The 23936-nt window shown below is 68.5% G+C and carries 13 protein-coding genes; 6 read left to right on the top strand and 7 right to left on the bottom strand.

Features of this window, described 5'->3' with window-relative positions; translation table 11 throughout:
- Positions 1-149 precede the first annotated feature (149 nt).
- On the bottom strand, positions 150-1208 hold the full coding sequence (locus C3E99_RS16140; protein WP_104960127.1) for a hypothetical protein: 1059 nt from the start codon (positions 1206-1208) through the stop codon (positions 150-152).
- An 80-nt stretch (positions 1209-1288) separates the two neighbouring features.
- Between C3E99_RS16140 and C3E99_RS16135 the strand changes: the two genes are divergently transcribed.
- Positions 1289-2482 (top strand): aspartyl/asparaginyl beta-hydroxylase domain-containing protein, encoded by a 1194-nt coding sequence (locus tag C3E99_RS16135; protein WP_104960126.1) that lies wholly within the window; start codon positions 1289-1291, stop codon positions 2480-2482.
- A gap of 66 nt (positions 2483-2548) precedes the next feature.
- Complete coding sequence (locus C3E99_RS16130; protein ID WP_104960125.1) at positions 2549-2827, top strand: hypothetical protein; 279 nt, start codon at positions 2549-2551, stop codon at positions 2825-2827.
- 18 nt (positions 2828-2845) lie between these two features.
- Here the strand turns inward: C3E99_RS16130 and clpB are convergent, their stop codons facing one another.
- Entirely contained in the window at positions 2846-5425 is a 2580-nt protein-coding gene (gene clpB, locus C3E99_RS16125) for an ATP-dependent chaperone ClpB (RefSeq protein ID WP_104960124.1), read from the bottom strand.
- A 446-nt stretch (positions 5426-5871) separates the two neighbouring features.
- Between clpB and C3E99_RS16120 the strand changes: the two genes are divergently transcribed.
- The 4 genes from C3E99_RS16120 (at position 5872) to C3E99_RS16105 (ending at position 12730) form a co-directional block, all read left to right on the top strand.
- On the top strand, positions 5872-8028 hold the full coding sequence (locus tag C3E99_RS16120; protein ID WP_199775026.1) for an acylase: 2157 nt from the start codon (positions 5872-5874) through the stop codon (positions 8026-8028).
- 95 nt (positions 8029-8123) lie between these two features.
- Positions 8124-11009, top strand: a complete 2886-nt coding sequence (locus tag C3E99_RS16115; protein ID WP_076077274.1) for a M16 family metallopeptidase — start codon at positions 8124-8126, stop codon at positions 11007-11009.
- Between the two features lie 25 nt (positions 11010-11034).
- Positions 11035-11337 (top strand): hypothetical protein, encoded by a 303-nt coding sequence (locus C3E99_RS16110; RefSeq protein ID WP_067107285.1) that lies wholly within the window; start codon positions 11035-11037, stop codon positions 11335-11337.
- 208 nt (positions 11338-11545) lie between these two features.
- Positions 11546-12730: a multidrug effflux MFS transporter gene (locus C3E99_RS16105; RefSeq protein ID WP_234002514.1), complete on the top strand. Its 1185-nt coding sequence runs from the start codon at positions 11546-11548 to the stop codon at positions 12728-12730.
- 93 nt (positions 12731-12823) lie between these two features.
- Here C3E99_RS16105 and C3E99_RS16100 read toward each other — a convergent pair whose 3' ends face one another.
- From C3E99_RS16100 to C3E99_RS16080, 5 genes are all read right to left on the bottom strand, one after another.
- The gene (locus C3E99_RS16100) at positions 12824-14353 is read right to left on the bottom strand and encodes an amino acid permease (RefSeq protein WP_076077272.1); all 1530 of its coding nucleotides are present in this window, start codon (positions 14351-14353) and stop codon (positions 12824-12826) included.
- 170 nt (positions 14354-14523) lie between these two features.
- The gene (gene pbpC / locus C3E99_RS16095; protein WP_076077269.1) at positions 14524-16659 is read right to left on the bottom strand and encodes a penicillin-binding protein 1C; all 2136 of its coding nucleotides are present in this window, start codon (positions 16657-16659) and stop codon (positions 14524-14526) included.
- A gap of 65 nt (positions 16660-16724) precedes the next feature.
- Positions 16725-22550: an alpha-2-macroglobulin family protein gene (locus C3E99_RS16090; RefSeq protein WP_420854279.1), complete on the bottom strand. Its 5826-nt coding sequence runs from the start codon at positions 22548-22550 to the stop codon at positions 16725-16727.
- 532 nt (positions 22551-23082) lie between these two features.
- A complete protein-coding gene (locus tag C3E99_RS16085; RefSeq protein ID WP_076077266.1) occupies positions 23083-23460 on the bottom strand; it encodes a histidine triad nucleotide-binding protein in 378 nt (125 codons plus the stop codon).
- Positions 23461-23471: 11 nt separating this feature from the next.
- Positions 23472-23792, bottom strand: coding sequence for a phosphoribosyl-ATP diphosphatase (locus tag C3E99_RS16080; RefSeq protein ID WP_442800483.1), 321 nt, complete (start codon positions 23790-23792; stop codon positions 23472-23474).
- Positions 23793-23936: the final 144 nt, after the last annotated feature.

The following is a 23936-nucleotide window of genomic DNA, read 5'->3' as shown; positions in this document are numbered from 1 at the left end:
TCCTCCCCGGAACGGGGAGGGGGACCGCGAAGCGGTGGAGGGGTCGGGACGGTGCATCAGAACGAGAGGTTTCGACCCCTCCGTCAGCCCTGCGGGCTGCCACCTCCCCGTTCCGGGGAGGAGCGATGTGTCCTGCCCGCCGCCCGGCGTCAGCGCAACAACAGCCCCTGCGCCGGAAAGTCGAACATGATCCCCGCATTATCCGCTACGGCGGCCGCCCATGGCATGACCGCATCGACTTCCTCGCCATAGGCTTTTTCGGCGGCGGCGCGTTCGGCCAGCCGGTCCTGCGCGTCATAGCGGTCGCCGGACTTGCTGTGCCGCGTGAAGGCGGGGCCGCTCGCGATGCGGGCGGCGGCGTCCGCGTCGATCGGCAGGCGGAACAGGGCTCCCGCCGCCGCCAGCGCCTCGGCCGGGCGGTCGAGCAGCTTTTCGCTGTCGATGATCCGCACGCGCTTGCCGTGCGTGGCGATCAACTGGGCAAAGATGCGATGCTGCACCAGCCAGCCGACGGCGGCGACCTGCAAGTCGGTCAGGCCGAAATAATCGCGCGCGTCGAACCCCATGTCGATCACCTGATCGGTAATCTGCCCTTCCAGCAGCTTGCGGACCCACAGGCGGCACGACAGCCCCTTGCGCGCCACCCCGACCAGAAAGGGCCGCAGCGGCGAATAGAGCAGGATCGCCCCGGCATCGGGCCGCAAGGACAGCATCAGATGCGCCAGCGGATTGAGAATACTCGACGGCTTGACGACCACGGCCCCGCCCTTTTCCTCCCCGTCCTTGTCCCAGGGCCGCGCCAGCAAGTGCAGCGCATCGTCCATCAGCCGCGCGACTTCGGGCGGCGGCATCTCGCCCCGGCGGCGGATGCCGACGACATCGTTCAGCAGCACGGGCTCCGACAATCCCATCGAAACGCCCTCTATATCCAGCGCTCGCGTCAACAGCGTCGAGGCGCAGAAGGCGGAATGGAACAGGAAATGGATCGGCCCGCTCGCCAGCCGCGCCGCCGCGACGGCCCGCGCGCGCGGCCAGTCCACTTCGGGCGCGGCGCCGACCAGCTCGTCGGTCAGGAACGGCCCTTCGCCATGCCGCGCGCGCGGCACATGGCGATAGCGGACGGCGTCCCCGGCGCGGTCATAGCGATGCGCCAACCATGCGGGGTCCGCGGGGTCGAAGTGGAGATCGGGGGGCGGGGCGGCGGCCATGGCGATTCCATGCCCCAAGCCCGCTTCGCCCGCAAGCTTGCCTCTTGTCGCGGGTACCGAACCTGCCTAGTCCTGCTCGCATGACCAGCATTGCCACACCCGATGTCCGGGACATTAACAGCCGCGGCATCGCCGCGATGCGCGCCGGCGATTTCAAGGCGGCCGAGCAATTGTTCGAGCAGGCCGTGGCGCTCGATCCCAAGGGCGGCGGGCTGTGGCGCAACCTCGCCCATGCGCGGCGGGAGCAGGGCGATGACGCGGGGGAGCGCGCGGCGCTGCAATCGGCGCTCGACCTCGACCTGCACGACCTGTCGGCGCTGATCCGCATGGCGGAGCTGCTCGAACGGACGAAGGAGACTCGCGACGCCATCGTCTCGTGGGAAGGCGTGCTGCACATGATCCGCGCCATGACGCCCATTCCCGACAATCTGAAGCCGGTGCTGGACCATGCGATCGCCTATTGCAGCGCGGAGCGGGACCGCATCGCCGCCGGTATCGAGGTGGAACTGGGCGATGCCGTCGACGGTCTCGACCAGACGGCGCGGCGGCGCGCGCGGGCGTTCATCGAACATGCCGTGGGCGGGCGGCCCATCTATCGCAACGAATGCCTGGGCCTCTATTATCCCTTCCTGCCTGCCGACGAATTTTTCGACGATCGGCATTTCCCGTGGTTCGCCGACATGGCCGCGGCCGCCCCGGACATCAGGGCAGAGCTGGAGGCGCTGCTCGCCGACCCCGGCGACCTGATCAAGGCCTATGTGCGGCAGGACAAGGGGACGCCGGAAAATAAATGGACGTCGCTCGACCATAATCTCGACTGGAGCGCGATTTTCCTGTGGGAGTTCGGGGTTCCGAACCAGCCGGTTCTCGACCGCTGCCCGCGCACGGCGGCGGCGCTCGATGCGATTCCGTCCGTCCGGGCGCGGATTCCCGCACGTGCGCCCAGCGCGATGTTCTCGCTGCTCAAGCCGCATACGCGCATCCCGCCGCACACCGGCGTCAGCAACACGCGCGCGGTGGTCCACTTGCCGCTGGTCGTGCCGCCCGGCTGCGGCTTTCGCGTCGGCGGCGAAACCCGGCAATGGGTGGAAGGCGTGCCCTTCGCCTTCGACGACACGATCGAGCATGAAGCGTGGAACGACAGCGACCTGCCGCGCACCGTCCTGATCTTCGACGTCTGGAACCCGCATCTGACGCGTGAGGAGCAGGACGTCATCGCGCGCTATTATGCGGCGACCGACCGGCTGACGGCAGGCGGGGCGGCGGTGGAATAGATTTGCGCCGCCCTGCCGGTCGCGATAAAGTCGCGCTATGACGACAGCTTGTCGGATGGAGATATTATGCGCTTGTTTCTGATGGCCGCTGTTCTGGCCCTTTCCCCGGCAACGGCGGCGCAGGCCGCATCGGGCGGCAAGTCCGACGCCGAGGCGAAACCCGTTGCGGCGACAGCCGTGTCGGACGACGACAAGGAATGTCGGCGCATCGCCATTACGGGATCGCTCGTGCGCAAGGCGCGCGTCTGCAAGTCGCGCGCCGAATGGCGCCGCCTCGACGCAGAGGGCAATGACGGCGCCCGCGACATCATCGACGCGAGCCGCGGGCGCCCAAGCGGCCAATAAGCCGCCTGCCGGCCCCGGCTATTCCGGGGCCAGCACCAGCGCGCCGTCGCCTTCGTCCACTTTCACCGTCGCGCCGTCCCTGATCTCGCCTTTCAGGATCAGGTCGGCGAGCGGGTCCTGCAGATATTTCTGCACCGCGCGCTTCAGCGGGCGGGCGCCGTAGACGGGGTCGTAACCGACGCGGCCGAGCCAGCTGCGCGCCGCGTCGGTGAGGTCGAGCGTCACCTTGCGGTCGGCGAGCAGTTTCTGCACGCGCGCGACCTGGATGTCGACGATGCCGCCCATATGCTGCTGGCCCAGGCGGTGGAACAGCACGATCTCGTCGAGCCGGTTCAGGAACTCGGGCCGGAAATGGGCGCGGACGACCTCCATCACCGCGGGTTCGGCCTGTTCGACCGGCGCGTCGTCGGGAAGCGCGGCGATCGCCTGGCTGCCGAGGTTCGAGGTCAGGATGATCAGCGTGTTGGTGAAATCGACCGTGCGGCCCTGCCCATCAGTCAGCCGCCCGTCGTCGAGCACCTGGAGCAGGATGTTGAACACGTCGCCATGCGCTTTCTCGACCTCGTCGAACAGCACGACCTGATAGGGGCGGCGGCGCACCGCTTCGGTGAGCACCCCGCCTTCCTCGTAACCGACATAGCCGGGGGGCGCGCCGATCAGCCGCGCGACGCTGTGCTTTTCCATGAATTCGGACATGTCGATGCGGACCATCGCATTGTCGTCGTCGAACAGGAAGCGCGCGAGCGCCTTGGTCAGTTCGGTCTTGCCGACACCCGTCGGACCGAGGAACAGGAAGCTGCCGAGCGGGCGGTTCGGGTCCTGCAGCCCGGCGCGCGCGCGGCGCACCGCGGTCGAGACCGCGCGCACCGCCTCGTCCTGCCCGATCACGCGCTGGCCGAGATGCGCCTCCATGCCGAGCAGCTTCTCGCGCTCGCCCTCCAGCATCCGGTCGACCGGGATGCCGGTCCAGCGGCTGACCACCGCGGCGATGTCGTCGGCGGTGACCTCCTCGCGCAGCATCGCATTGCCCGCGACGGCCTGCGCTTCCTCTAGCTGCTTTTCGAGCGCGGGGATGGTGCCGTAGCTGAGTTCGCCCGCCTTGCCGAGGTCGCCCGCACGCTGCGCCTGGTCGAGCGCGACGCGCGCGGCGTCGAGCTGTTCCTTGATCTTCGCCTCGGCGTGGATCTTCTCCTTTTCGGCCTGCCACTTCTGAGTGAGTTCGGCCGACTGCTGTTCGAGGTTGGCGAGTTCGGCCTGCAGATTCGCAAGCCGGTCGCGCGACGCGTCGTCGCTTTCCTTGCCGAGCGCGGCTTCCTCGATCTTCATCTGGATGATGCGGCGGTCGAGCGTCTCGATCTCCTCGGGCTTCGATTCGACCTCCATGCGGATGCGGCTCGCGGCCTCGTCCATCAGGTCGATCGCCTTGTCGGGCAGGAAGCGGTCGGTGATATAGCGGTTCGACAGCGTCGCCGCGGCGACGATCGCGCCGTCGGTGATCCGCACGCCGTGGTGCAGCTCGTATTTCTCCTTGAGCCCGCGCAGGATGCTGATCGAATCCTCGACTGTCGGCTCGCCGACGAACACCGGCTGGAACCGCCGCTGGAGCGCGGGGTCCTTCTCGACATATTTGCGATATTCGTCGAGCGTCGTCGCGCCGATGCAGTGGAGTTCGCCGCGCGCGAGCGCGGGCTTGAGCAGGTTAGAGGCGTCCATCGCGCCCTCGCCCTTGCCGGCGCCGACCAGCGTGTGCATCTCGTCGATGAACAGGATGATCTCGCCCTCGGCCGACTTGACCTCGTCGAGCACGCCCTTGAGGCGCTCCTCGAACTCGCCGCGATATTTGGCGCCCGCGATCAGCGCGCCCATGTCGAGCGCGAGCAGGCGGCGGTCCTTGAGGCTGTCGGGGACGTCGCCGTTGGCGATGCGCAGCGCGAGCCCTTCGGCGATCGCGGTCTTGCCGACGCCGGGTTCGCCGATGAGGACGGGGTTGTTCTTGGTGCGGCGCGCGAGAATCTGCACGGTGCGGCGGATTTCCTCGTCGCGGCCGATGACCGGGTCGAGCTTGCCCTCGCGCGCGACTTCGGTGAGGTCGCGGGCATATTTCTTGAGCGCTTCGAAGCTGTCCTCGGCGCCCGCGGTGTCGGCGGTGCGGCCGCGGCGAAGCTCGTTGATGACGGCGTTCAGCGCGTCGGCCTTCACGCCGGCGTCGGCGAAGGCCTTGCCGAGCGGGGTCGTCGCGGCGAGCACCATGGCGAGCAGCAGCCGCTCGACGGTGACGAAGCCGTCACCGGCCTTGGTGGCGACCTGTTCGGCCTGATCGAGCAGGCGCACCGCGTCATTGTCGAGCCCCGGCGTGGCCTGCGCGCCCGATCCCGACACGGCGGGCACCTTGGCGAGCAGGGCGTCGATGCCCTGCACGGCGCGCGCGGCGTCGCCGCCGGCGCGCTGGATCAGGCCGGCGGCCATGCCGTCCTTGTCCTCGAGCAGCGCCTTGGCGATGTGCTCGGGGCCGATCCGCTGGTGGTTCATGCGGATCGCGATCGTCTGCGCCGACTGGAGGAAACCCTTGGCGCGGTCGGTGAATTTTTCGAGGTTCATGTAAAGGATCCCCTTTCTTGCCGACAGAGATAGTGTTGCCGTTATGCAACACAAGAGCGCGTTTCGAGATTCGCGTGGAGAGGGGGAGGTGCGGCGAAAATCGGCCGGGAGGAGCGCAGGGTTGGGGAAGATTCGCGCAGAGGCGCAGAGATCGCAGAGAGTTTGAATCGGGTTCACGCGGAGCCGCGGAGACGCGGAGAAATCGCGCTTGCCGCGAAGCGGCTTCTTCTCGCCCACCTTGTCGTCAGGCGCCGAGATCGGGAAAATATGGGGCCTGTCGGCCCTAACCATATCTCCGCGCCTCCGCGGCTCCGCGTGAACATGATCTCTGCGATCTCTGCGCCTCTGCGCGAATCGTTTCCGAAGCCCCCAGGCGACACAGCCGCTTGCCTTCGCACCGTTCGCCCGCCACACCATCGCGGCCGAAGACAGGAAGGATGGCGGACATGCTGCGACGGGCTTTGCTGGGATTGCTCCTGCTGCTGGCGGCCGCCGCGCTGGGGCTGGCCTTGTGGGAGCCGCTGACGGCGCAAGCGCCCGCCGCGCCCGCCTTCCGACCGACCGACGTCCAGATCGCGCGCGACAAATTCGGGGTGCCGCACATCTTCGGCAAGACCGATGCCGACGTCGCCTATGGCGTCGCCTATGCCCATGCCGAGGATGATTTCTCGACCCTGCAGGAGGTGCTTGCGATGACCCGCGGGCGCGCCGGGGCGATGCTGGGCGAGGATGGGGCGAAGATCGACTATGTCGCCGAACTGCTCGGCGTGCGCGCGACCACCGCGCGCGACTGGCCGCGCCTGCCTGCGGACGTGCGGGCGCTGTTCACCGCCTATGCCGCCGGGCTCAATCATTATGCCGACAAGCATCCGGGCGAGGTCCGCCTGTCGGGGCTGTTCCCCGTCACCGGCGAAGATGTCGTCGCAGGCTTCGTGCTGCGGTCGCCCTTCTTCTTCGGGCTCGATTCGACGATCGGCTCGCTCGCCGAGGGCACGCCGCTGGCGCGAGAGGGCGGGCCGGCGCTCGACCCCAAGGGGCAGCCGGTCGCGCGCGACCTGACCCCGGTCGGGCGCGATCCCGACTACAATGGCTCGAACGCGATGGCGGTCGCACCGTCGCGCTCGACCGACGGCGCGACGCGGCTCGTCTCCAACTCGCACCAGCCGTGGACGGGCGGCGTCGCCTGGTACGAACTGGTCGTCCATTCGGGCGAGGGCTGGGATTTCGCCGGGGCGAATTTTCCGGGGTCGCCCTATCCTTTCCTCGGTCACAACAAGTATCTCGGCTGGACCAACACGGTGAACCGGCCCGACCTGATCGACGTCTACCAGCTGGCACTCGATGACAGCGGCGAGAATTACCGCTTCGACGGGAAGTGGGTGCCGCTGGAAACGAAGCGGGTCTGGCTGCGCGTCAAATATGGTCCCTTCGTGCTGCCGGTGCCGCGCACCGTCCATCGCTCGGTGCACGGGCCGGTGATCGTCGGTGCCAAGGGCGCCTTCGCCATCCGCTATGCCGGGATCGACCAGGCGAACATGGTCACGCAATATTACCGGCTGAACAAGGCGCGCGATTTCGCCGAGTGGCGTGCGGCGATGGCGGGGCAGGGCGTGCCGGCGACCAATTTCGTCTATGCCGATGCCAGGGGCAATATCGGCTTCTTCTATAATGCGATGTTCCCCGACCGGCCCGCCGGCTATAATTGGCGCGGCGTCCTGCCGGGCGACACATCGGCGAATTTGTGGACGAAGGCGCTGCCCTTCGACCGGGTGCCGGCGCTGGTCAATCCGCGCTCGGGCTATGTGATGAACGCGAACAACACGCCGTGGGTCGCGGCGGGGCCGGGCGACGAGCTCGACGCTGCGGCCTTTTCGCCCTTGCTGGGGATCGAGGACGACATGACCAACCGCGCGGCTCGGCTGATCGAGCTGTTCGAGGCGTCGGGGCTGATCGACGAGGCGCGGCTGAAGGCGATCAAATACGACACCAGCTATGCGAAGACCGGCTATGCCAAGGCGTGGATCGACCGGCTGCTCGCGCTCGACGTCAGCGGCGACCCGGCGCTGGCCGAGGCGCAGCAGCTGCTGCGCAAGTGGGACTGGAACCTCGACGGCAAGGGGCATGGCGATGCGCTGGCGCTGATGCTGCTGCGCCCCGCGGGCGGGCGCCATTACCAGCGACGCCCGCCGCCCGACCCGCTGACCGTGCTCAAGCAGACGGTCGTGCATCTGCAGGACCATTTCGCGACGCTCGATCCGAAGCTGGGCACGGTGCTGCGGCTGCGGCACGGTGAGGGACCGCACCGTGTCGACCTGCCGCTCGACGGCGGCAACGACACGATCCGCGCCTCGACGCTGTGGGACGTCGAGCCCGACGGACGGCTGAAAGTGCGCCACGGCGACAGCTTCATCCTGTTCGTGACGTGGGACCGCGACGGGCGGGTGCATTCGGAATCGATCCAGCCCTTCGGGGCCGCGACGACGCGGCCGGACAGTCCGCACTATAACGACCAGGCGCCGCTGTTCGTGGCGCACAGGTTGAAGCCGGTGCTGTTCGACCCGGCGGCGCTGCGCGCCAGCGGGGCGCGTTTCTATCGGCCTTGAAAGCCCCGCACGGCCGTCCTACACCATTGATACACTGCCGTTCGGCACGGCCGGTCCGCAGGCCGGCCGGTTTCTCCCCGTTCGAGAGGATGTCCATGCCGCGTCTTTCCCGTCTCGCCGCCGCCCTTGCCCTGTCGACCGCGCTGGTCGCCGCCGGTCCCGCGCTCGCCAAAAGCAAGGCGGCGCAGCCTGCGCCGGTCGCCGAACTGGTGAAGGCGGTCGACATTCCGTGGCAGGCTTTCACGCTCGACAACGGCCTGCGCGTGATCGTGCACGAGGATCGCAAGGCGCCGGTGGTCGCGGTGTCGGTGTGGTATCGCGTCGGGTCGAAGCATGAGCCGAAGGGCAAGACGGGCTTCGCGCACCTGTTCGAGCATCTGATGTTCAACGGATCGGAGAATGCGCCCGGCGATTTCTTCGAGCCGCTGCAACAGGTTGGCGCGACCGATTTCAACGGCACCACCAGCATGGACCGCACCAATTATTTCGAGACGGTGCCGACCGGCGCGCTCGACCGCGCGCTGTTCCTCGAAAGCGACCGCATGGGGCATCTGCTCGGCGCGGTGACGCAGGACAAACTCGACAACCAGCGCGGTGTCGTCCAGAACGAGAAGCGGCAGGGCGACAACAATCCCTTCGGCCTGCTGCGCTACGAGATTTTCGAGAATCTCTTTCCCACCGGTCATCCCTATCATCACAGCACCATCGGTTCGATGGTCGACCTCGATTCGGCGTCGCTCGACGATGTGAAGCGCTGGTTCACCGACCATTACGGGCCGAACAACGCGGTGCTCGTGCTCGCGGGCGACATCGATGTCGCGACCGCGAAGGCGAAGGTGACCGAATGGTTCGGCGACATTGCGCAGGGCCCCGCGGTGACCGCGCCGCCGGTGTCGGTGCCGACGCTGCCCGCGCCGCTCGCCAGGGAGGTCCGCGACCTGATCCCGACGACGCGCCTCTATCGCATGTGGGCGATCCCCGGCCTCAACGATCCCGAGGCGGTACCGCTGCAGATGGCGGCGACCGTGCTCGGCGGTCTGTCCTCTTCGCGGCTCGACAATGCGATGGTCCGCAAGGACCCGGTCGCGGTCGCGGTCGCCGCCTTTGCCCAGACCTTTGAGGATGCCGGCATATTGATCGTCCAGGCCGATGTGAAGGAAGGCGTCGATCCGGCGCTGGTCGGTCAGCGGCTCGATGCCGAGATCGCCAGATTCCTCGAAACCGGGCCGACCGCCGACGAACTGCAACGCGCGGCGGCGAGCTATCTGGGCGGCACGATCGCCGGGCTCGAATCGGTCGGCGGCTTCGGCGGCAAGGCGGTGACGCTGGCCGAGGGCGCGCTCTATTCGAACGATCCGGATCATTACCGGACCGAGCTCGACCGGCTGGCGAAGACGACCCCCGAGCAGGCGGCGGCGGTGGCGCGCAAATGGATGGCGCGACCGGCCTTTTCGCTCACCTACACGCCCGGCGAGCGGACCGAGGGCGGCGAGAATCGCGGCGGCGCGGTGACGGCGGGCAAGGCCGCGGTGGCTGTCGCGCCCGACCGCTACTGGAACGCGGCGCTCGGCGACGTCGGACCCGACACGGGCGCGATGGGCGCGACGGCGATCGCCGACCGGTCGCAGCTGCCGGCGGTGAGCGGGCTCACCGCGCTCGACTTCCCGGCAATCGAGCGCACGACGCTGCGCAACGGGATCGAGGTCGTCTTCGCGCGGCGGACCGCGGTGCCGACGGTGCAGGTCGCGGTCAGCTTCGACGCCGGCTATGCCGCCGACCCGCACGATGCGCTGGGCACCCAGTCGCTGATGCTCAGCCTGATGGACGAGGGGACGACCAGCCTCGATTCGATCGCCTTCGCCGAGGCGAAGGAGCGGCTCGGCGCGCAGATCGACGGCACCGCCAACGCCGACGAGACCGTGTTCAGCCTGTTCGCGCTCAAGCCCAACCTCAGCGCCTCGCTCGGCCTGCTCGCCGACTATATCCGCCACCCGGCCTTCGACGCGCACGAGCTAGAGCGGGTGCGCGCGCAGCAGCTCAACCGCCTGAAGGCCGAACTCAACAACCCGAACGCGATCGCCTCGCGCGTGCTGCGGCCGGCGCTTTATGGCGCCGACCATCCCTATGGTATCCCGCCCTCGGGCCTCGGGAATGCCAAGGCGGTCGCGGCGGCGACGCGCGACCAGCTCGTCGCCTTCCATTCGGCGTGGATCCGCCCCGACAACGCCCGCATCTTCGTCGTCGGCGATACCACGCTCGCCGAAGTGCGGCGGCAGCTCGACGCGACGCTCGGTCAGTGGAAGCCGCCCGCGGCGCCGAAGGGCGAGAAGCATTTCGACATCGCCATCCCCGCGCCGCAGCCGCGCATCCTGCTGGTCGACCGGCCCAAATCGCCGCAATCGGTCATCATGGCGGGCAAGGTGCTCGCCGCAAAGGGCTCCGACAGCCTCGAGGTGCTGCGCGCCGCGAACGACATTTTCGGCGGCGACTTCCTGTCGCGCTTCAACATGAACCTGCGCGAGACCAAGGGCTGGTCCTATGGCGTGCGTTCGGCGGTCTCCGCCGACAAGGATCGGCTGACCTGGGTCGTGGTCGCGCCGGTGCAGGCCGACCGCACCGGCGATTCGATCCGCGAGTTCCGCAGCGACCTCCAGACCTTCCTCGGCGACAAGGGGGTGACGGCGGCGGAGCTGGAGCGGACGGTCAACGGCAGCGTCCGCGAATTGCCCGGCAGCTTCGAGACGTCGGGCGACGTGCTCGGCGGGCTGCGCTCGATCGTCAAGTTCGATCGCCCCGACGATTATTACGAGACGATCGCCGCGAAATACGAGGCGATGTCCATGCCCGCCGTCGACGCCGTGGCGCGCGAGGCGCTGAGCGTCGACGATCTCGTCTATGTCGTCGTCGGCGACGCCTCGATCGTGAAACCACAGCTTGACGGACTGGGTTTGAACGTCGAAACAGTGGCTCCAGCTAATTGACATTAGTTTCAGTAGGAGGGTTTCGATGTCTCAAGTCGACGGCAGCTATGATTGCGTGACCAAGTCGCCGATGGGCGACCAGAAGTCGGTCTTCACCGTGAAGAGCGAGGGCGACAGCTTCACCGGCCAGAACGCCGGCACGATGGGATCGCTCGACGTCGAGAACGGCAAGGTCGACGGCAACAAGCTGAACTGGACGATGAACATGAAGGTGCCGATGCCGATGACGCTCGAATGCGAAGCGACCATCGACGGCGACACGCTGACCGGCACGATCAAGGCCGGTCCCTTCGGTTCGATGGCGATGACTGGCACCCGCCAGGCCTGACCGTCCGGTCCGGACCATATTTCCGGCGAAGGGGCCGTCCCGGGCGATCGGGGCGGCCCTTTGCTTATGGGGCCGTCCAGTCTTTCGCCGGCCGGCACGTGGATAGGGGCTATCCAAAGCGGCGGCATGTGCATACATTGTTGCAATGCACAAAATGACAGAGCCTTCGCCGCGGTTGAGCCTCCCCGGCGATCGTGAAATGGTGATCATGATGGCGATGGTTATGGCGCTGAACGCGCTCGCCATCGATTCGATGCTGCCCGCGCTGCCCGCGATCGGCCGCGGGCTGGAGGTCGCGGTGGCGAACCACCGCCAATATGTGATCTCGGTCTATCTGCTCGGCATCGGGATCGGTTCGCTCGTCTATGGCCCGCTCGCCGACCGCTTCGGGCGCAAGGGGGTGCTGGTGCCGGCGCTGGTCGGCTATGTGATCCTGTCGATCGGCTGCGGGCTCGCGATGAGCTTTCCGATGCTGCTCGCGCTGCGTTTCGGGCATGGGCTGGTCAGCGCTGCGCTGGGCGTGATCGTCGTCGCGGTGATCCGCGATCTCTTTTCGGGCGATGCGATGGCGAAGCGCCTGTCGCTGATCTTCCTCGTCTTCATGGTCGTGCCGATCATCGCCCCGACGATGGGCGCGGGGGTCGAGGCGGTCGCCGGCTGGCGTGCGATCTTCATCGTCCTCGCGGTGATGGGGGTGGTGATGATCCTCTGGCTGCGCCGGCTGCCCGAAACGCTCGCTCACGCCGACGTGCGCCCGCTCGACTGGCGCACGATGGTTGCGGGCTGGGCGACGGTGACGCGGCACCGCCGCGCCGCGGGCTACATGATCGCCTCGGGCATGATGCAGGCCGCGCTCTATGGCTATCTCAATAGTAGCGAGCAGATCATCGCCGACGTCTTCGACGCGCGAAGCCTGTTTCCGTTGGTCTTCGCCTGCGTCGCCATCGGCATCGCGGCGGCGAATTTCTCGAACGCGGCGATCGTCGAGCGCTTCGGTGCACGGCGCGTGTCGCAAAGCGCCGTCTTCGCCTTCATGGCGACGTCGATCGCACAGATCCTCGTCGCGCTGAGCGGCGGCGAGACGCTGTGGATGTTCACGGTTCTGATGATGATCAACGTCGGCCTGATCGGGTTCATCGGCAGCAATTTCGGTTCGATCGCGATGGAGGATTTCGGCCATATGGCGGGCGTCGCCTCCTCCTATCAGAGCTTTGCGAAGACGCTGCTCGCCGCGGGGGCGGGGGCGCTGATCGGGCAATTGTACGACGGGACGACGCTGCCGCTCGCCTATGCCTTCTGCGCCTGCGCCGTGATCGGCCTGGCGCTGGTCCTGTGGGCCGAGCGCGGCAAGCTGTTCACCCGGCCGGGGACGGCGGCCAAAACCCCCTTCTGATGCGCCGGACGGCGCCCCCGCACAACAGAATAGGACACGCAAGAGAAAGGGGGCGCGAGGCCCCCTTTCGTCTTTCGAGTTCCGATCGCCGGCTCAGGGGATCGGGGGCACCGGCTGCGGCGGTGCGTCGGGGTCGTCTTCGTGCACGTCGATGATCCCGCGGCCGACATAGCTGCGCGAGCGGCTGTACATGAAATAGACGACGAGGCCGACCGCCGCCCAGATCAGGAACAGCGTGATGCTCTTGTGATCGAGGTTGAAGAACAGATAGATGCAGCCGAGGACCGCGATCGGCGCCGTGACGAAGATCATCGGCGTCTTGAACGGCCGGTGCCGGGTCGGATCGGTGCGGCGGATCGTCATCACCGCGATCGACACGGCGGCGAAGGCGAACAGCGTGCCCGAGTTGGAGATGTTGGCGAGCTGTCCGACCGGGAAGAAGGCGGCGAACAGCGCCACGGCAATGCCCGTGATGATCGTGATGACATGCGGGGTGTGGAACTTCGGGTGAATCCGCGAGAAGGCCTGCGGCAGCAGCCCGTCGCGGCTCATCACGAAGAAAATGCGTGTCTGGCCGAACATCATCATCAGGATGACCGACGGCAGGGCGAGCCCGGCGGCGAGGCCGATCAGGTTGCCGATCTGCGGCCAGCCGATCTCGCGCATCGTCCAGGCCAGCGCCTCCTTCGAACAGACGACCGCCTGGTCGCCGATCGCGCCGCATGCCGACGCCAGCGCGCGGCTTCCGGGTTCGAGCGCTTGCCCGGTGGCGGCGTCGATGCCGACCGGCTGCGCGCCGACGGTGCCGATGACGCCCGCGGCGACGAGGAGGTAGAAGATGGTGCAGATCGCGAGGCTGCCGATCAGGCCGATCGGCATGTTGCGTTGCGGGTTCTTGGTTTCCTCCGCCGCGGTCGACACGGCGTCGAACCCGACATAGGCGAAGAAGATGGAGGCGGCGGCGGCGCCGATCCCCCCGATGCCGAGCGGTGCGAAGGGCTCGAAATTCTCCATGTTCATCACCGGCACCGCAAGCGCGATGAACAGCGTTAGCGCCGCCACCTTGATGACGACGAGGATCGCGTTGACGGTTGCGGATTCGCGCGTGCCGATCACCAGCAGCCAGGTGACCAGCCCCGCGATGGCCATCGCCGGCAGGTTGATCATCCCGCCATCGAACGGCCCGAGCACCCATGTGGAGGGTATGTCGATCCCCAGCGCATTCTCCGCCAGCCCGACGACATAGCCCGACCAGCCGACCGAGACCGCGCCCGCGGCCACCGCATATTCGAGGATCAGCGCCCAGCCGACCATCCAGGCGATCAGTTCGCCCATCACCGCGTAACTATAGGTATAGGCCGATCCCGAAACCGGCACCATCGCCGCCATTTCGGCATAGCAGAGCGCGGCAAAGGCGCAGACGAAGCCGGCGATGATGAAGCTGACCATCATGCCCGGCCCGGCCTTTTGCGCCGCCTCGGCGGTCAGCACGAAAATGCCGGTGCCGATCACCGCGCCGATCCCCAGCATGGTGAGCTGGAAGGCGCCTAGCGAACGGTGCAACGATTTCTTTTCCGCCGTCGCCAATATGGCGTCCAGCGGTTTGACACGACCAAATATCATGCGAGTGTCCCCTTGTCGGGCGGCAAGGGCCGCCGCCCGTCTCCTGGCGGCGCAGACTAACCGCTCCGCCGGTCAGCGCAACATAATTTCATGGGGAATGGCTTAACTTCGCTTCCATCGCTCCGCCGTGAATTCGGCGGCTCCGGGCGGGGTTCGGTGGCCGGCCTGTCCTATCGCACCGTGAAGCGCACGCGGTCGATCGTCCGCCCGCCGGGATCGGTGAGGGTCAATATATGGCTGCCGGGGCGCGGCACGATCTGCTGTCCCGCGTCGGCGTCGCCGAGCACCTGCTTGTCGAGAATCAGGCGGAAACCCGTGACCTCGCCGCTGACCATGACCGCGAGTTGCTGGCGGCCCGCCGGGATGTCGGGGTCGAGCGCATAGACGCTGCCGCTGACCGGGCTGGTGATGCGCGGGCGGCGCGCGGCGGCTGGGGCGGCCGCCATCTCGGCCTGCGCGGTGCCGCGCAGGAAATATTCGCGGCGCGGCGGCTCGCGCGTGCCCGGCAGGCTGACCCGGCGCGCCTCGACATCGGCGGGCGGCGCGGGCGGCCTGCCGGGGCGGCCGGCGTGGAGCGCGAGCATCACGTCGCGCCACACCGGCGCCGCGCCCGACGTGCCCGACACCGCGCGCATCGAATCTCCCTCCAGATTGCCGACCCAGACCGCGACCGTGTAGCGGTCCGAAAAGCCGACGCACCAATTGTCGCGCATCCCCTTCGACGTCCCCGTCTTCGCCGCGGCCCAGAAGGGCAGGCGCAGCGCGCTGTCGGCGCCGAAGGCGTCGGCGCGCGCCGAGGCGTCGGCCATGATGTCGGCGACGATGAAGGCGGCGCCGGGATCCACGATCAGGCGCTCCTCCCCCCGTGCCGTGCCCTTCACGAAACGGACCGGCGACCAGCGGCCCTGGTTGGCGAGGGTGCGGAAGGCGTTCGCCTGTTCGACGAGGCTGACCTCGGCCGACCCGAGCGCGAGGCTGAAGCCGTAATAATCGCCATCCTCGACCAGCCCGCGATAGCCGAGCGCCCACAGCCGGTCGCGGAACTGCTGAACGTCGTCGATCACAAGCGCGCGCACCGCGGGGACGTTGAGCGACGCCGCGAGCGCGTGACGCACGCTGACCGGCCCCTTGAAGCTGCGGTCGTAATTCTTGGGGACATAGAGGCCCGAGGCGGTGTCGAGCTGCACCGGGCTGTCGTCGAGGATCGAGGCGGCGGTGAGCCAGCCCTTTTCGATCACCTGCGCATAGAGGTGCGGTTTGAGCGTCGAGCCCGCCTGCCGCCGGGCGTTGGCGCCGTCGACCGCGGCGGCGGTCGATTTCAGCCCAACCCCGCCGACATAGGCGAGCACGTCGCCGGTGGCGTTGTCGAGGACGACCACCGCACCGTCGCGCACCCGATCGGCGCCGAGCCCGGCGAGCTGACGGCGCATCGCGACAATCGCCGCGCCCTGGATGCGGCGGTCGATCGTCGTCGTCACGCGCTTGCCCGGCGCGTCGAGCAGGCGCACGGCGAGGTGCGGCGCGAGCGCGGGGTCGAAGCGCGCGGCGCGCTCGCCCGACACCAAAGTCGCGGCGGCGGCGCGCAGCGGGGCGCAGTCGGCGGTGCGCGCGAGGCGGCACGCGCGCCGCCCGAGCGCCCCGGCGTCCGCCGCCGGATTGGGGAGCAACGCCGCGAACAGCACGGCGTCGGTGCGCGTCATCTGCGCCGGCGGCTTGCCGAACAGGCTGCGCGCGCCGGCGCCGACCCCTTGGACCTCGCCGCGCAGCGGCACGAGGTTGAAATAGGCCTCGAGCATCTGTTCGCGGGTCCAATGCGATGCGAGCGCCTGCCCGGCGCGCATCTGGCGAAGCTTCGCGCGCCAGCCGCGCTGCCCCGGCTGCGCAAGCTCGGGCGCGAGGAAGGCGGCGAGCTGCATCGGCAGCGTCGAGGCACCGCGCGACCGGCCGCCACTCCAGCGCGCGCGGGCCGCGCTTGCTATCGCGAGCCAGTCGACGCCGCCGTGCGACCAGAAGCGTTTGTCCTCTGCCGCGACCACCGTGTCGCGCAGCGCGGGATTGATCGCCGCCAGCGGCACCCACGCCGTCCGCCGCCGCTCGAAATCGACGCGCTCACTGTCGAGGAGGCGGCCGTCACGGTCGTAGAGCCACGCCTCGCTCGGCTTCCAGCCGGCGCGCACCGTTTCGTAATCGGGCATCGCGGGCGGGCGGGTGAGAAGGTGCGCGATCGTGACGAGGACGAGCGTGGCGAGCGCGGTCCACAGCAGGGCGTTGCGCCAGCGGCGTTTGCGGGGGACGTGCTCAGCCATTGCCAGACTGCGAGCTTGCGATGCGTGCCATCATCACGGCGATTGAAGGATGTGTTCCGGCTCCATCACTTCGCCGCCACCGTCAGCGGCGCGTTCGGCCACTGGCCGCGGATCGCGGGCGAATACATCGCCTCGACCCGCGTCGCGGGCAGGGTGAAGCGGCCCGAGCCGTTGAGACGCACGACATATTCGACCGCGTGCGTGCCCGCGGGCATCCAGCCGAAATAGCCGCGCCAGCTGTCGCGCCCGCGCTCGACATAGCTTGGCTGCCAGTCTGTCCCGCTGGCCTGATCGGCAAGCATTTCGGACTGGCCGCCGAGATTGCCGACGATCGTCGCGCCGGGCGGGATCGGATCGTTGACGATCACCCATGTCCGGCCCGCGGCCGCGGTGATCTCGATCCGCACCTTGACGACGTCGCCGCGCGTCAGCCGGTCCTTGTTCGCCGCCTTGACGATGTGCATCGACCGCTTGATGCGATAGCCGGCGTTGAGCGGTTCCTTGAGCGGCACTGCCGCCCGGACGCGGACGGTCGCCCATGGCGCTCCGCTGCCCTGGTGGGCGAGCGTCATCGGCGCGGCGGCGAGCGGAAGGCGCAGCGGCGCGGCGTCGGCGGGCAGCGGCCAGCCTTGCGACGCGCTGGCGCCCGCGAGGCCGACGGTGGTGGTGCCGGTGATCGCGCTCGCCGGATAGAGATCGGCGAAGCGGCGCACCGTCACTGCGCCCCAGGCGTTGGCGGGAGTGGTGTCCCAATGGCCCTTGCGCTGGCGCTGCGCGACGCCGACCATCAGCCGGCCCGCGTCGTCTTCCCAGCCCTTGCGGCCGAGCACGGCTTCGAGCGTCTTGATCGCCATCTCGTCGCCGCTCGTCATCATCCACCATGGCGCCTTCGCGTCGTCGACGAGGTCGAGACGCATGCCTTCGTAGACGAGCCGCTTGCGCAGTTCGGCCTCGGCGGCGGTGCGCAGCGCGGCCGCGCCCCGGACGCCCGGCGTCCGCTCGATCGCGACGAGCCAGTCGGCGAGCGTGCCGGTCGCCATGTCGGCGGGCGCCATGTCGATCGCGGCCACCAGCGCGGGGCTGGCCGCATTATTGCGCGCGAGCGCCGCCAGCGCGGCAACGCGCACCGGCCGGATGTCGTAGGGACCATATCCCTTCCGGGTCAGCCGTCCCTCGACGACCGCCTGCAGCGCCTTGACCATCTTTGTCTTCGATGCCTCGGGGATCGCGAAGCCGTTCGCTGCGGTAATCGCGAGGACATAGGCGGTCAGCTCGGGCGAGCCTTCCAGCCGGCTGCTCGGCCAATAGCGCAGCAGGCCGTCGTCATCGAGATAGGTCGGCATCGCGCCCGCGAGCGCTTGCCAGCGGCCGAGGTCGCCGAGCGCGACCGCGCGCGAAGTCGATTGCTCGAAACAGTCGTAGGGGTAGATCGCCATATAGTCGCGCACCCCGGCAAGCGGCGGCGCGAGCGTGCCCGCCAGCGCGATGTCGACGGTGCCGCCGGGCAGAGCCCCCGCCGGAATGGCGATCGGCAATGACGTGTCCGACCCGACGCGCAACAGGCTGGCGGCCCATGTCTCGACCGGCACGGCGGGTTCGACCTGCTGCGCGAAAACCAGCCGGTCGCGTTGCCGGCCGTTCTTCGACACCGCCTCGATCGTCCATTCAAGCGGTCCCGATTCGGCGGGGGCGGTCATCGACCAGCTGATCGGCACCGCGCCGCCCGCCGGGATGGTGACGGTCAGCGACTGGCCGGTCGCCACCGCGGGCGACAGCGTCGGGGTCGCAACGACCTCCATCGGTCGGTCGGTGCCGTTGCGCAGCGTGAAGCGCGCGTCATAGGTGTCGCCGGTGCGCACCAGCTCGGGAAGCCCGGCAAAGACCGCGAGGTCCTGCACGGTGCGCACGCTCGTTTCGCCGGTGCCGAAATATTGCGCGCCGTCGGTGGCGATCGCGACGAGGCGGAAGCCCGACAGATTGTCGGACATGGGCACCTCGACCGTCGCACGGCCCTTTGCGTCGAGCGGGACATGCCCCTTCCACAGCAGGACGGGACGGAAATCCTCGCGCGTCAGGCCGCTGAGGTCGCCGCCGCCTCCGCCGGGGGCGAGTGTTTTGCGGCCATAGTGGCGTTTGCCGACCACCTGCATCTGCGCGGTCGAGGTCAGCACGTCGAGCGTGCGGTCGCCCATCATCGCGTCGAGCAGCGCCCAGCTGTCGTTCGGCGCGAGCTGGAGCAGCGCCTCGTCGACCGCGGCGAAGGCGACGTCGGCGCCCGCGGCGGGCTTGCCGTTCGGGGTCCTGACCTCGATCGCCACCTTCGCGGTTTCGCGCACCGCATATTTCTCCTTGTCGGCCTTCACCTTGACGCCGAGCCGGTGGCCTTCCCAGCCGACCTTGATCCGCGCGATTCCCATGCGATAGGCGGGCTTGGCGAGATCGACGAGCGCGGTCGGCGGCGCGCCCTCGCTGTTTTCGATGCGGAAGCCGACCGCGCGCTTCATCTTGCGGAACCAGCTTTCGCCGCCGGTCACGCGCCCGCGCACCGCCATCACCGAGACATAGACGTCGGGGGCATAGGTCGCGGGCAGCTTGACCTTCACCACCGGGTCGGTGCCCTTCAGCGGCGTGACGAAGCTCGACAGCACGCCCTCGCGCTCGACAGTGACCAGCGCGGTCGCCTCGCGGAACGGCATGCGGACCTGGAAGGTCGCGGTGTCGCCCGCGGCGTAGCGCGGCTGTTCGGCGATCACGTCCATGCGGTCGCCATTGTCGCCGCCGAACCACCAGTCGTCGTCGCCCGCGAGCCAGACCGAGCGAACCGCGCGCGCTTCGTTGCCGTCGGCGTCGGTCGTCGTCGCGACCACCGTGACCTCGCCCGAGACGCCGGGCGCCATCGCGCAGCTCGCGCGGCCGAGGCTGTCGGTCGTCGTGCTGCACGTGGCATCGAGCTTCGTCGTACGCATCTGGTTGTCATAGGCGTAGAAACCGCCGATCAGCCGCCGCCGCGCGGTGATGATCTCGCGATTGTAGAGGGTCACCGCGACGCGCTGGCCGCGGATCGGCTTGCCGTCCAGATCGAGCGCGATGAATTTCAGGCGCAGGTCGTTGTCGCGCATCAGCCAGCCGTCGGTCCTGACCCCCAGCCGCACCGCCGACGGATAGAGGGTGATGCGCCGGCTGCTGGTCAGCGTCTCGCCGTTCGCGTCCTGATAATCCATCTCGACCGCCATCTGGGTCGGCCGGACGATCGGCTGGTCGACGATCACGTTCGTCGATGCGGTGCCGTCGGCGCCGAGGGTGATCGGCACCGACCGCGCGAGTGGCATGTCGGCTTCGGGTTCCTCGCCGCTGTCGTCGAGCTGGACCACCCCTTCGCGGACCGGCTGGCCGTCGAAATCCCAGTCGCGATAATCCTCCGGCGGCGACCAGCGCGGGGTGAAGGCGGTGCGCACCTCGACGGGCAGGTTCCCGGCGGGGCCGCCCGACAGATAGCCGACGAACAGCGCGAGCGGGACCGCGGTCGGGCGGACGAGCGCCGATTTGGGCCCGGTGACCGTCGCCTTCATCGTCGGCAGGCGATATTCGTCGACGCGGATCGACGCGTCGCTCCAGATCGTCTTGTCCTCGCCATCCTTGTCCTTGGTGACGAAGACGAGGTCATAGTCGCCCATCGGCGCCGAGGCGGGGACGTTCCATATCGTGTCGCCGCTGCCGCTCGCGTCGATGGCAAAGGGCATTTCGAACTCGGTGTCGGAGCCGCGATGGACGAGGCGGAGCCGGCCCGCCATCGGCTGCGGAACCGCGAAGCCCGTGCCCACGGGGCGGCGCAGGACATGCTTCATGTTGACCGTCTCGCCCGCCTTGACGAGCGCACGGTCGAACAGGGTGTGGAGGATGTCGCCGCGTTCGGACCAGCCATAGGGCAGGTCGAAATCATAGGGGCGGATGCCGCTGCCCCAGTCGGTGAGGGTGAAGCTGAAATCGTCGCCCGCGCGCGCGGTGACCATCAGCGCATGACCTTCGCTGTTCGACGGGTCGGCGTCCGTGTCGCAGCTCGACCAGGTTTCGGGCTGCGGCAGGCCGTTCGGGAAGGCGAGGCGGCCCGCCTTGTCGGCGGTGCCGCGTGCGAGCAGGCGGCCGGTGCAGCTGTCGCTGACGCGAATTTCCGCACCCGCGACGGGCAGGCCGGTGTCAAGCGCCGTCACCCAGGCGAGCGAGCTTTCGCGGCCCCATTTGAAATGCACCGCCATGTTGGTGACGAGCGCGGCGGTCGCGACATAGCGCGTCGCCTTGCGCCCGAGCAGCGCGGCGCCGAGTTCGGGGCTCGCGATCTCGACGACGTGAAAGCCCTTTTCGGTCAGGGGGATGCCGACGACCTCGAAGTCCTTGCCGCCGCCGGGGGGCGACAGCGTCAGGTCGCGGCGCTCGCCGCCCGCCGGCGCGCCGTCGAACACCGATGTCGTGCCGGTGTAATTGACGGTGACCTCTTCGCCGCGCGCGTTCTTTTCCTCGCGATAGTCGGTGTCGTCGGCGTCGTCGACGCGCTTCAGCCAGCGCGCGACCGCCGCATCGTCGTCGCCGACCTTCAGCGCGGTCGCCGGTATCCTGAGGTTCGCCTGGACGAGCGACGATTCGACCCCGCGCACCGTGACGGGCAGCACGCCGCCCTCCTTCGCCTCCAATATGCCGAAGCTCGCGGCGAACTTGACCAGCGGCGGGGCGCGGTCGATGTGGAATTTCAGCGGGAAGTTCGACGCGTTGGCGAGCTTGCGGCCGCTCTGGTCGACGACGTCGGCGGGCAGGGTCAGCGTCGCGTCGACATTCTGCGGCAGCGGCCCGGCGAAGCGGACCTGGGTCAGCCACCGATCATTGGCATCGTCGGCGTCGGCTTTCGCGGTCAGGCGCTTGCCATCGGCGGTGGCGAGCGTCGCGGCGAGTGCGGTCTCGCGCGCCACCGGCGAGGCGAACTTGACCACGACGTCCTTGATCGGGTTGCAGCCCGCCTGCGGATTGACGCGGCTGCACGCCATCTTGGCGGTGAAGGCCGGGCGCACATTATAGTCGAAGCGCTGGTCGCGACCGGCGGTACGGCCGGGGACGCCGGCCTGCTGGATGCGGGCATCCCAGACGAGCGCCATCTCGCGGCCCGGCGGCAGCGGCCGGCGGCACTTGACCGGCACGATGCGATCGAGCGCGGCGTCACGATCGGCGCCGGCCGCGGGCAGGCGCAGCGGCAGGCCGGCGTCATAGGCGAAGGACTGGCGCGACCAGTCGCCATCGCCAAGCCCGGTCAGAATCCGCTCTGCGGTATCGCGCGGCAGCACGTCGACCGGAATCTTCTCTCCGATCCCGTCGACCGCGCAATAGGCGAAGCGGCCGACCGAAGCGCGGTCGGCGGCGACGTTGGTGGCGACGAGGAAGAGCTGATCCTCCTCGATCCCGTCATAGGTCCCCCCGGCGAGCACGGCGCGCGCCGACGGACCGCCGGTGTCGATCGCGAAGCGGCCGTTGCCGACGACCGAAACGCCGCGCGCGGTGACGAGGTCGGAGCGCAGTTCGACGTGGCAACGCTTGCCGCCGGGCAGCGGCGCGTCGAATTCGAGCACCCACGTCCGCGTATCGACCCAGCGTCCGGTGCCGGGTACCTTGCAGTCATGGGTGGCGGGCGCCTTCGCGCGCGGATCGCCGAGCGGCACCATGTCTTCGGAGAAACGCAGTGTGAAGCGGCTGATCGCGCCGTCACCGCCGCTGGCGCTGCCCGGCGTCGCGAGCGTGACCTGCGGCACCGTGTCGCCGCCCGCCGCCGCGAGCGCGAGACCGAGCGGAACCAGCAGGGCCAGCCGCATCTTTCCGGCCAGGCGTGTGCCCAGGCCCTGCCATCGCTGCATCATCGCCTCAACTCTCCTGCGCCGGCTGGCGTATCTATCCTGCTGGAAACAGGGGCAGGAGTCCACCCGCTGCCGCGCGGTGCACAGGATCCGCCACGCGCGGCGTCATCGCTGTGATCGCGATCATTGCGAGGCGGTGGGGGTGCTGTCCTGGAGCGTGATGACATCGAATGGAGATGACATCGAATGGAATCGTCATTGCGAGCGGCGAAGCCGCGCGGCAATCCAGAGCAGGCATAAACCGCTCTGGATTGCTTCGCTCCGCTCGCAATGACGAAGGGGGTCAATCCAAAATCATCAGAGTTTAGAGCATTGAGCCTTAAATCTGCCGGATAAGGGTCGTTGCAGGTTTATGGCACGCCGCGCTATGGCCTGTGGAGATTCAGTTTTTCCGCAAAACAAAACCAGGTTCTCCCGCGAAGGCGGGAGCCCAGAGTGGAGGAAATCAGGGTTTGCGTCCCACCGCACTGGGTCCCCGCCTTCGCGGGGACACGCCCCTATGCGTCCGCAAGCGCCCGAATCCCCACAGGCCCTAGCGGACGAGCATCGGGCCGAGCCCATGTCCGCCGAACAGGTGGACGTGCAGGTGCGGCACCTCCTGCCCGCTGTCGGGACCGACATTGGCGAGCAGGCGATAGCCGGGTTCGACGAGGCCGAGGTCGCGCGCGATCTTTCCCACCGCGCGAACGAAGCCCGCGATTTCGACGTCGCTCGCGCGCGCCGAGAAATCGTCCCAGCTGACATAGGCGCCCTTGGGAATCACCAGGATATGCGTCGGCGCCTGCGGGTTGATGTCGTGAAAGGCGAGTGCATGCTCGTCCTCGTAGACGGTCTTCGCGGGCAGTTCGCCGCGCAGGATGCGGGCGAAGATGTTACCGTCGTCGTAGGGCAGCGTCGCGTCGATCGCCATGTCGGGGGCTCCTATGATTGTCGGGCGGCTTTTTCGGCGTGGCCCGAGACGCCGTCGCGCCGGTCGAGCTCGGCGGCGATCGCATCCCAGCCGAGGCCCCGCTCGGCGAGCAGGACCGTCAGGTGAAAGACGAGGTCGGTCGCCTCTCCGGCCAGCGCCGTCCGGTCCTCGGCCAGCGCCGCGATGACGGTCTCGACCGCCTCTTCCCCCAGCTTTTGCGCGATCTTCGCCGGACCTTTGGCGGCGAGGCTGGCGACATAGGAGGTGTCGGCGGTGCCCGAATCGAGCCGCTCGCGCACGGTCGCCTCCAGACGCGACAGCGCGGCGCCGATCAGCGGCGTGTCGGTTCTCAGGCTTGTGGTCGCGCTGCTCATGGTGCGACCGTTAGCGGCGCCGTCGCGACACAGCAAGGCGGCTGGATCGACGCCAGGAAAGCAGGTGTCGCATTTCGGCCACACCCGCCACTTTTTTTCCGG

Source organism: Sphingopyxis sp. MG, from assembly GCF_002953155.1.
GTDB classification, from domain to species: Bacteria; Pseudomonadota; Alphaproteobacteria; order Sphingomonadales; family Sphingomonadaceae; genus Sphingopyxis; species Sphingopyxis granuli.
This window is presented reverse-complemented; position numbering and strand designations above follow the sequence as displayed.

Excerpts from the sequence above, each read along its gene's own strand:
- C3E99_RS16100 (WP_076077272.1), bottom strand. The coding sequence starts at position 14,353 with ATGATATTTGGTCGTGTCAAACCGCTGGACGCCATATTGGCGACGGCG.
- C3E99_RS16110 (WP_067107285.1), top strand. The coding sequence starts at position 11,035 with ATGTCTCAAGTCGACGGCAGCTATGATTGCGTGACCAAGTCGCCGATG.
- C3E99_RS16090 (WP_420854279.1), bottom strand. The coding sequence starts at position 22,550 with ATGCAGCGATGGCAGGGCCTGGGCACACGCCTGGCCGGAAAGATGCGG.
- C3E99_RS16140 (WP_104960127.1), bottom strand. The coding sequence starts at position 1,208 with ATGGCCGCCGCCCCGCCCCCCGATCTCCACTTCGACCCCGCGGACCCC.
- C3E99_RS16105 (WP_234002514.1), top strand. The coding sequence starts at position 11,546 with ATGATGGCGATGGTTATGGCGCTGAACGCGCTCGCCATCGATTCGATG.
- C3E99_RS16085 (WP_076077266.1), bottom strand. The coding sequence starts at position 23,460 with ATGGCGATCGACGCGACGCTGCCCTACGACGACGGTAACATCTTCGCC.
- pbpC (WP_076077269.1), bottom strand. The coding sequence starts at position 16,659 with ATGGCTGAGCACGTCCCCCGCAAACGCCGCTGGCGCAACGCCCTGCTG.
- C3E99_RS16115 (WP_076077274.1), top strand. The coding sequence starts at position 8,124 with ATGCCGCGTCTTTCCCGTCTCGCCGCCGCCCTTGCCCTGTCGACCGCG.
- clpB (WP_104960124.1), bottom strand. The coding sequence starts at position 5,425 with ATGAACCTCGAAAAATTCACCGACCGCGCCAAGGGTTTCCTCCAGTCG.
- C3E99_RS16135 (WP_104960126.1), top strand. The coding sequence starts at position 1,289 with ATGACCAGCATTGCCACACCCGATGTCCGGGACATTAACAGCCGCGGC.
- C3E99_RS16120 (WP_199775026.1), top strand. The coding sequence starts at position 5,872 with ATGCTGCGACGGGCTTTGCTGGGATTGCTCCTGCTGCTGGCGGCCGCC.
- C3E99_RS16130 (WP_104960125.1), top strand. The coding sequence starts at position 2,549 with ATGCGCTTGTTTCTGATGGCCGCTGTTCTGGCCCTTTCCCCGGCAACG.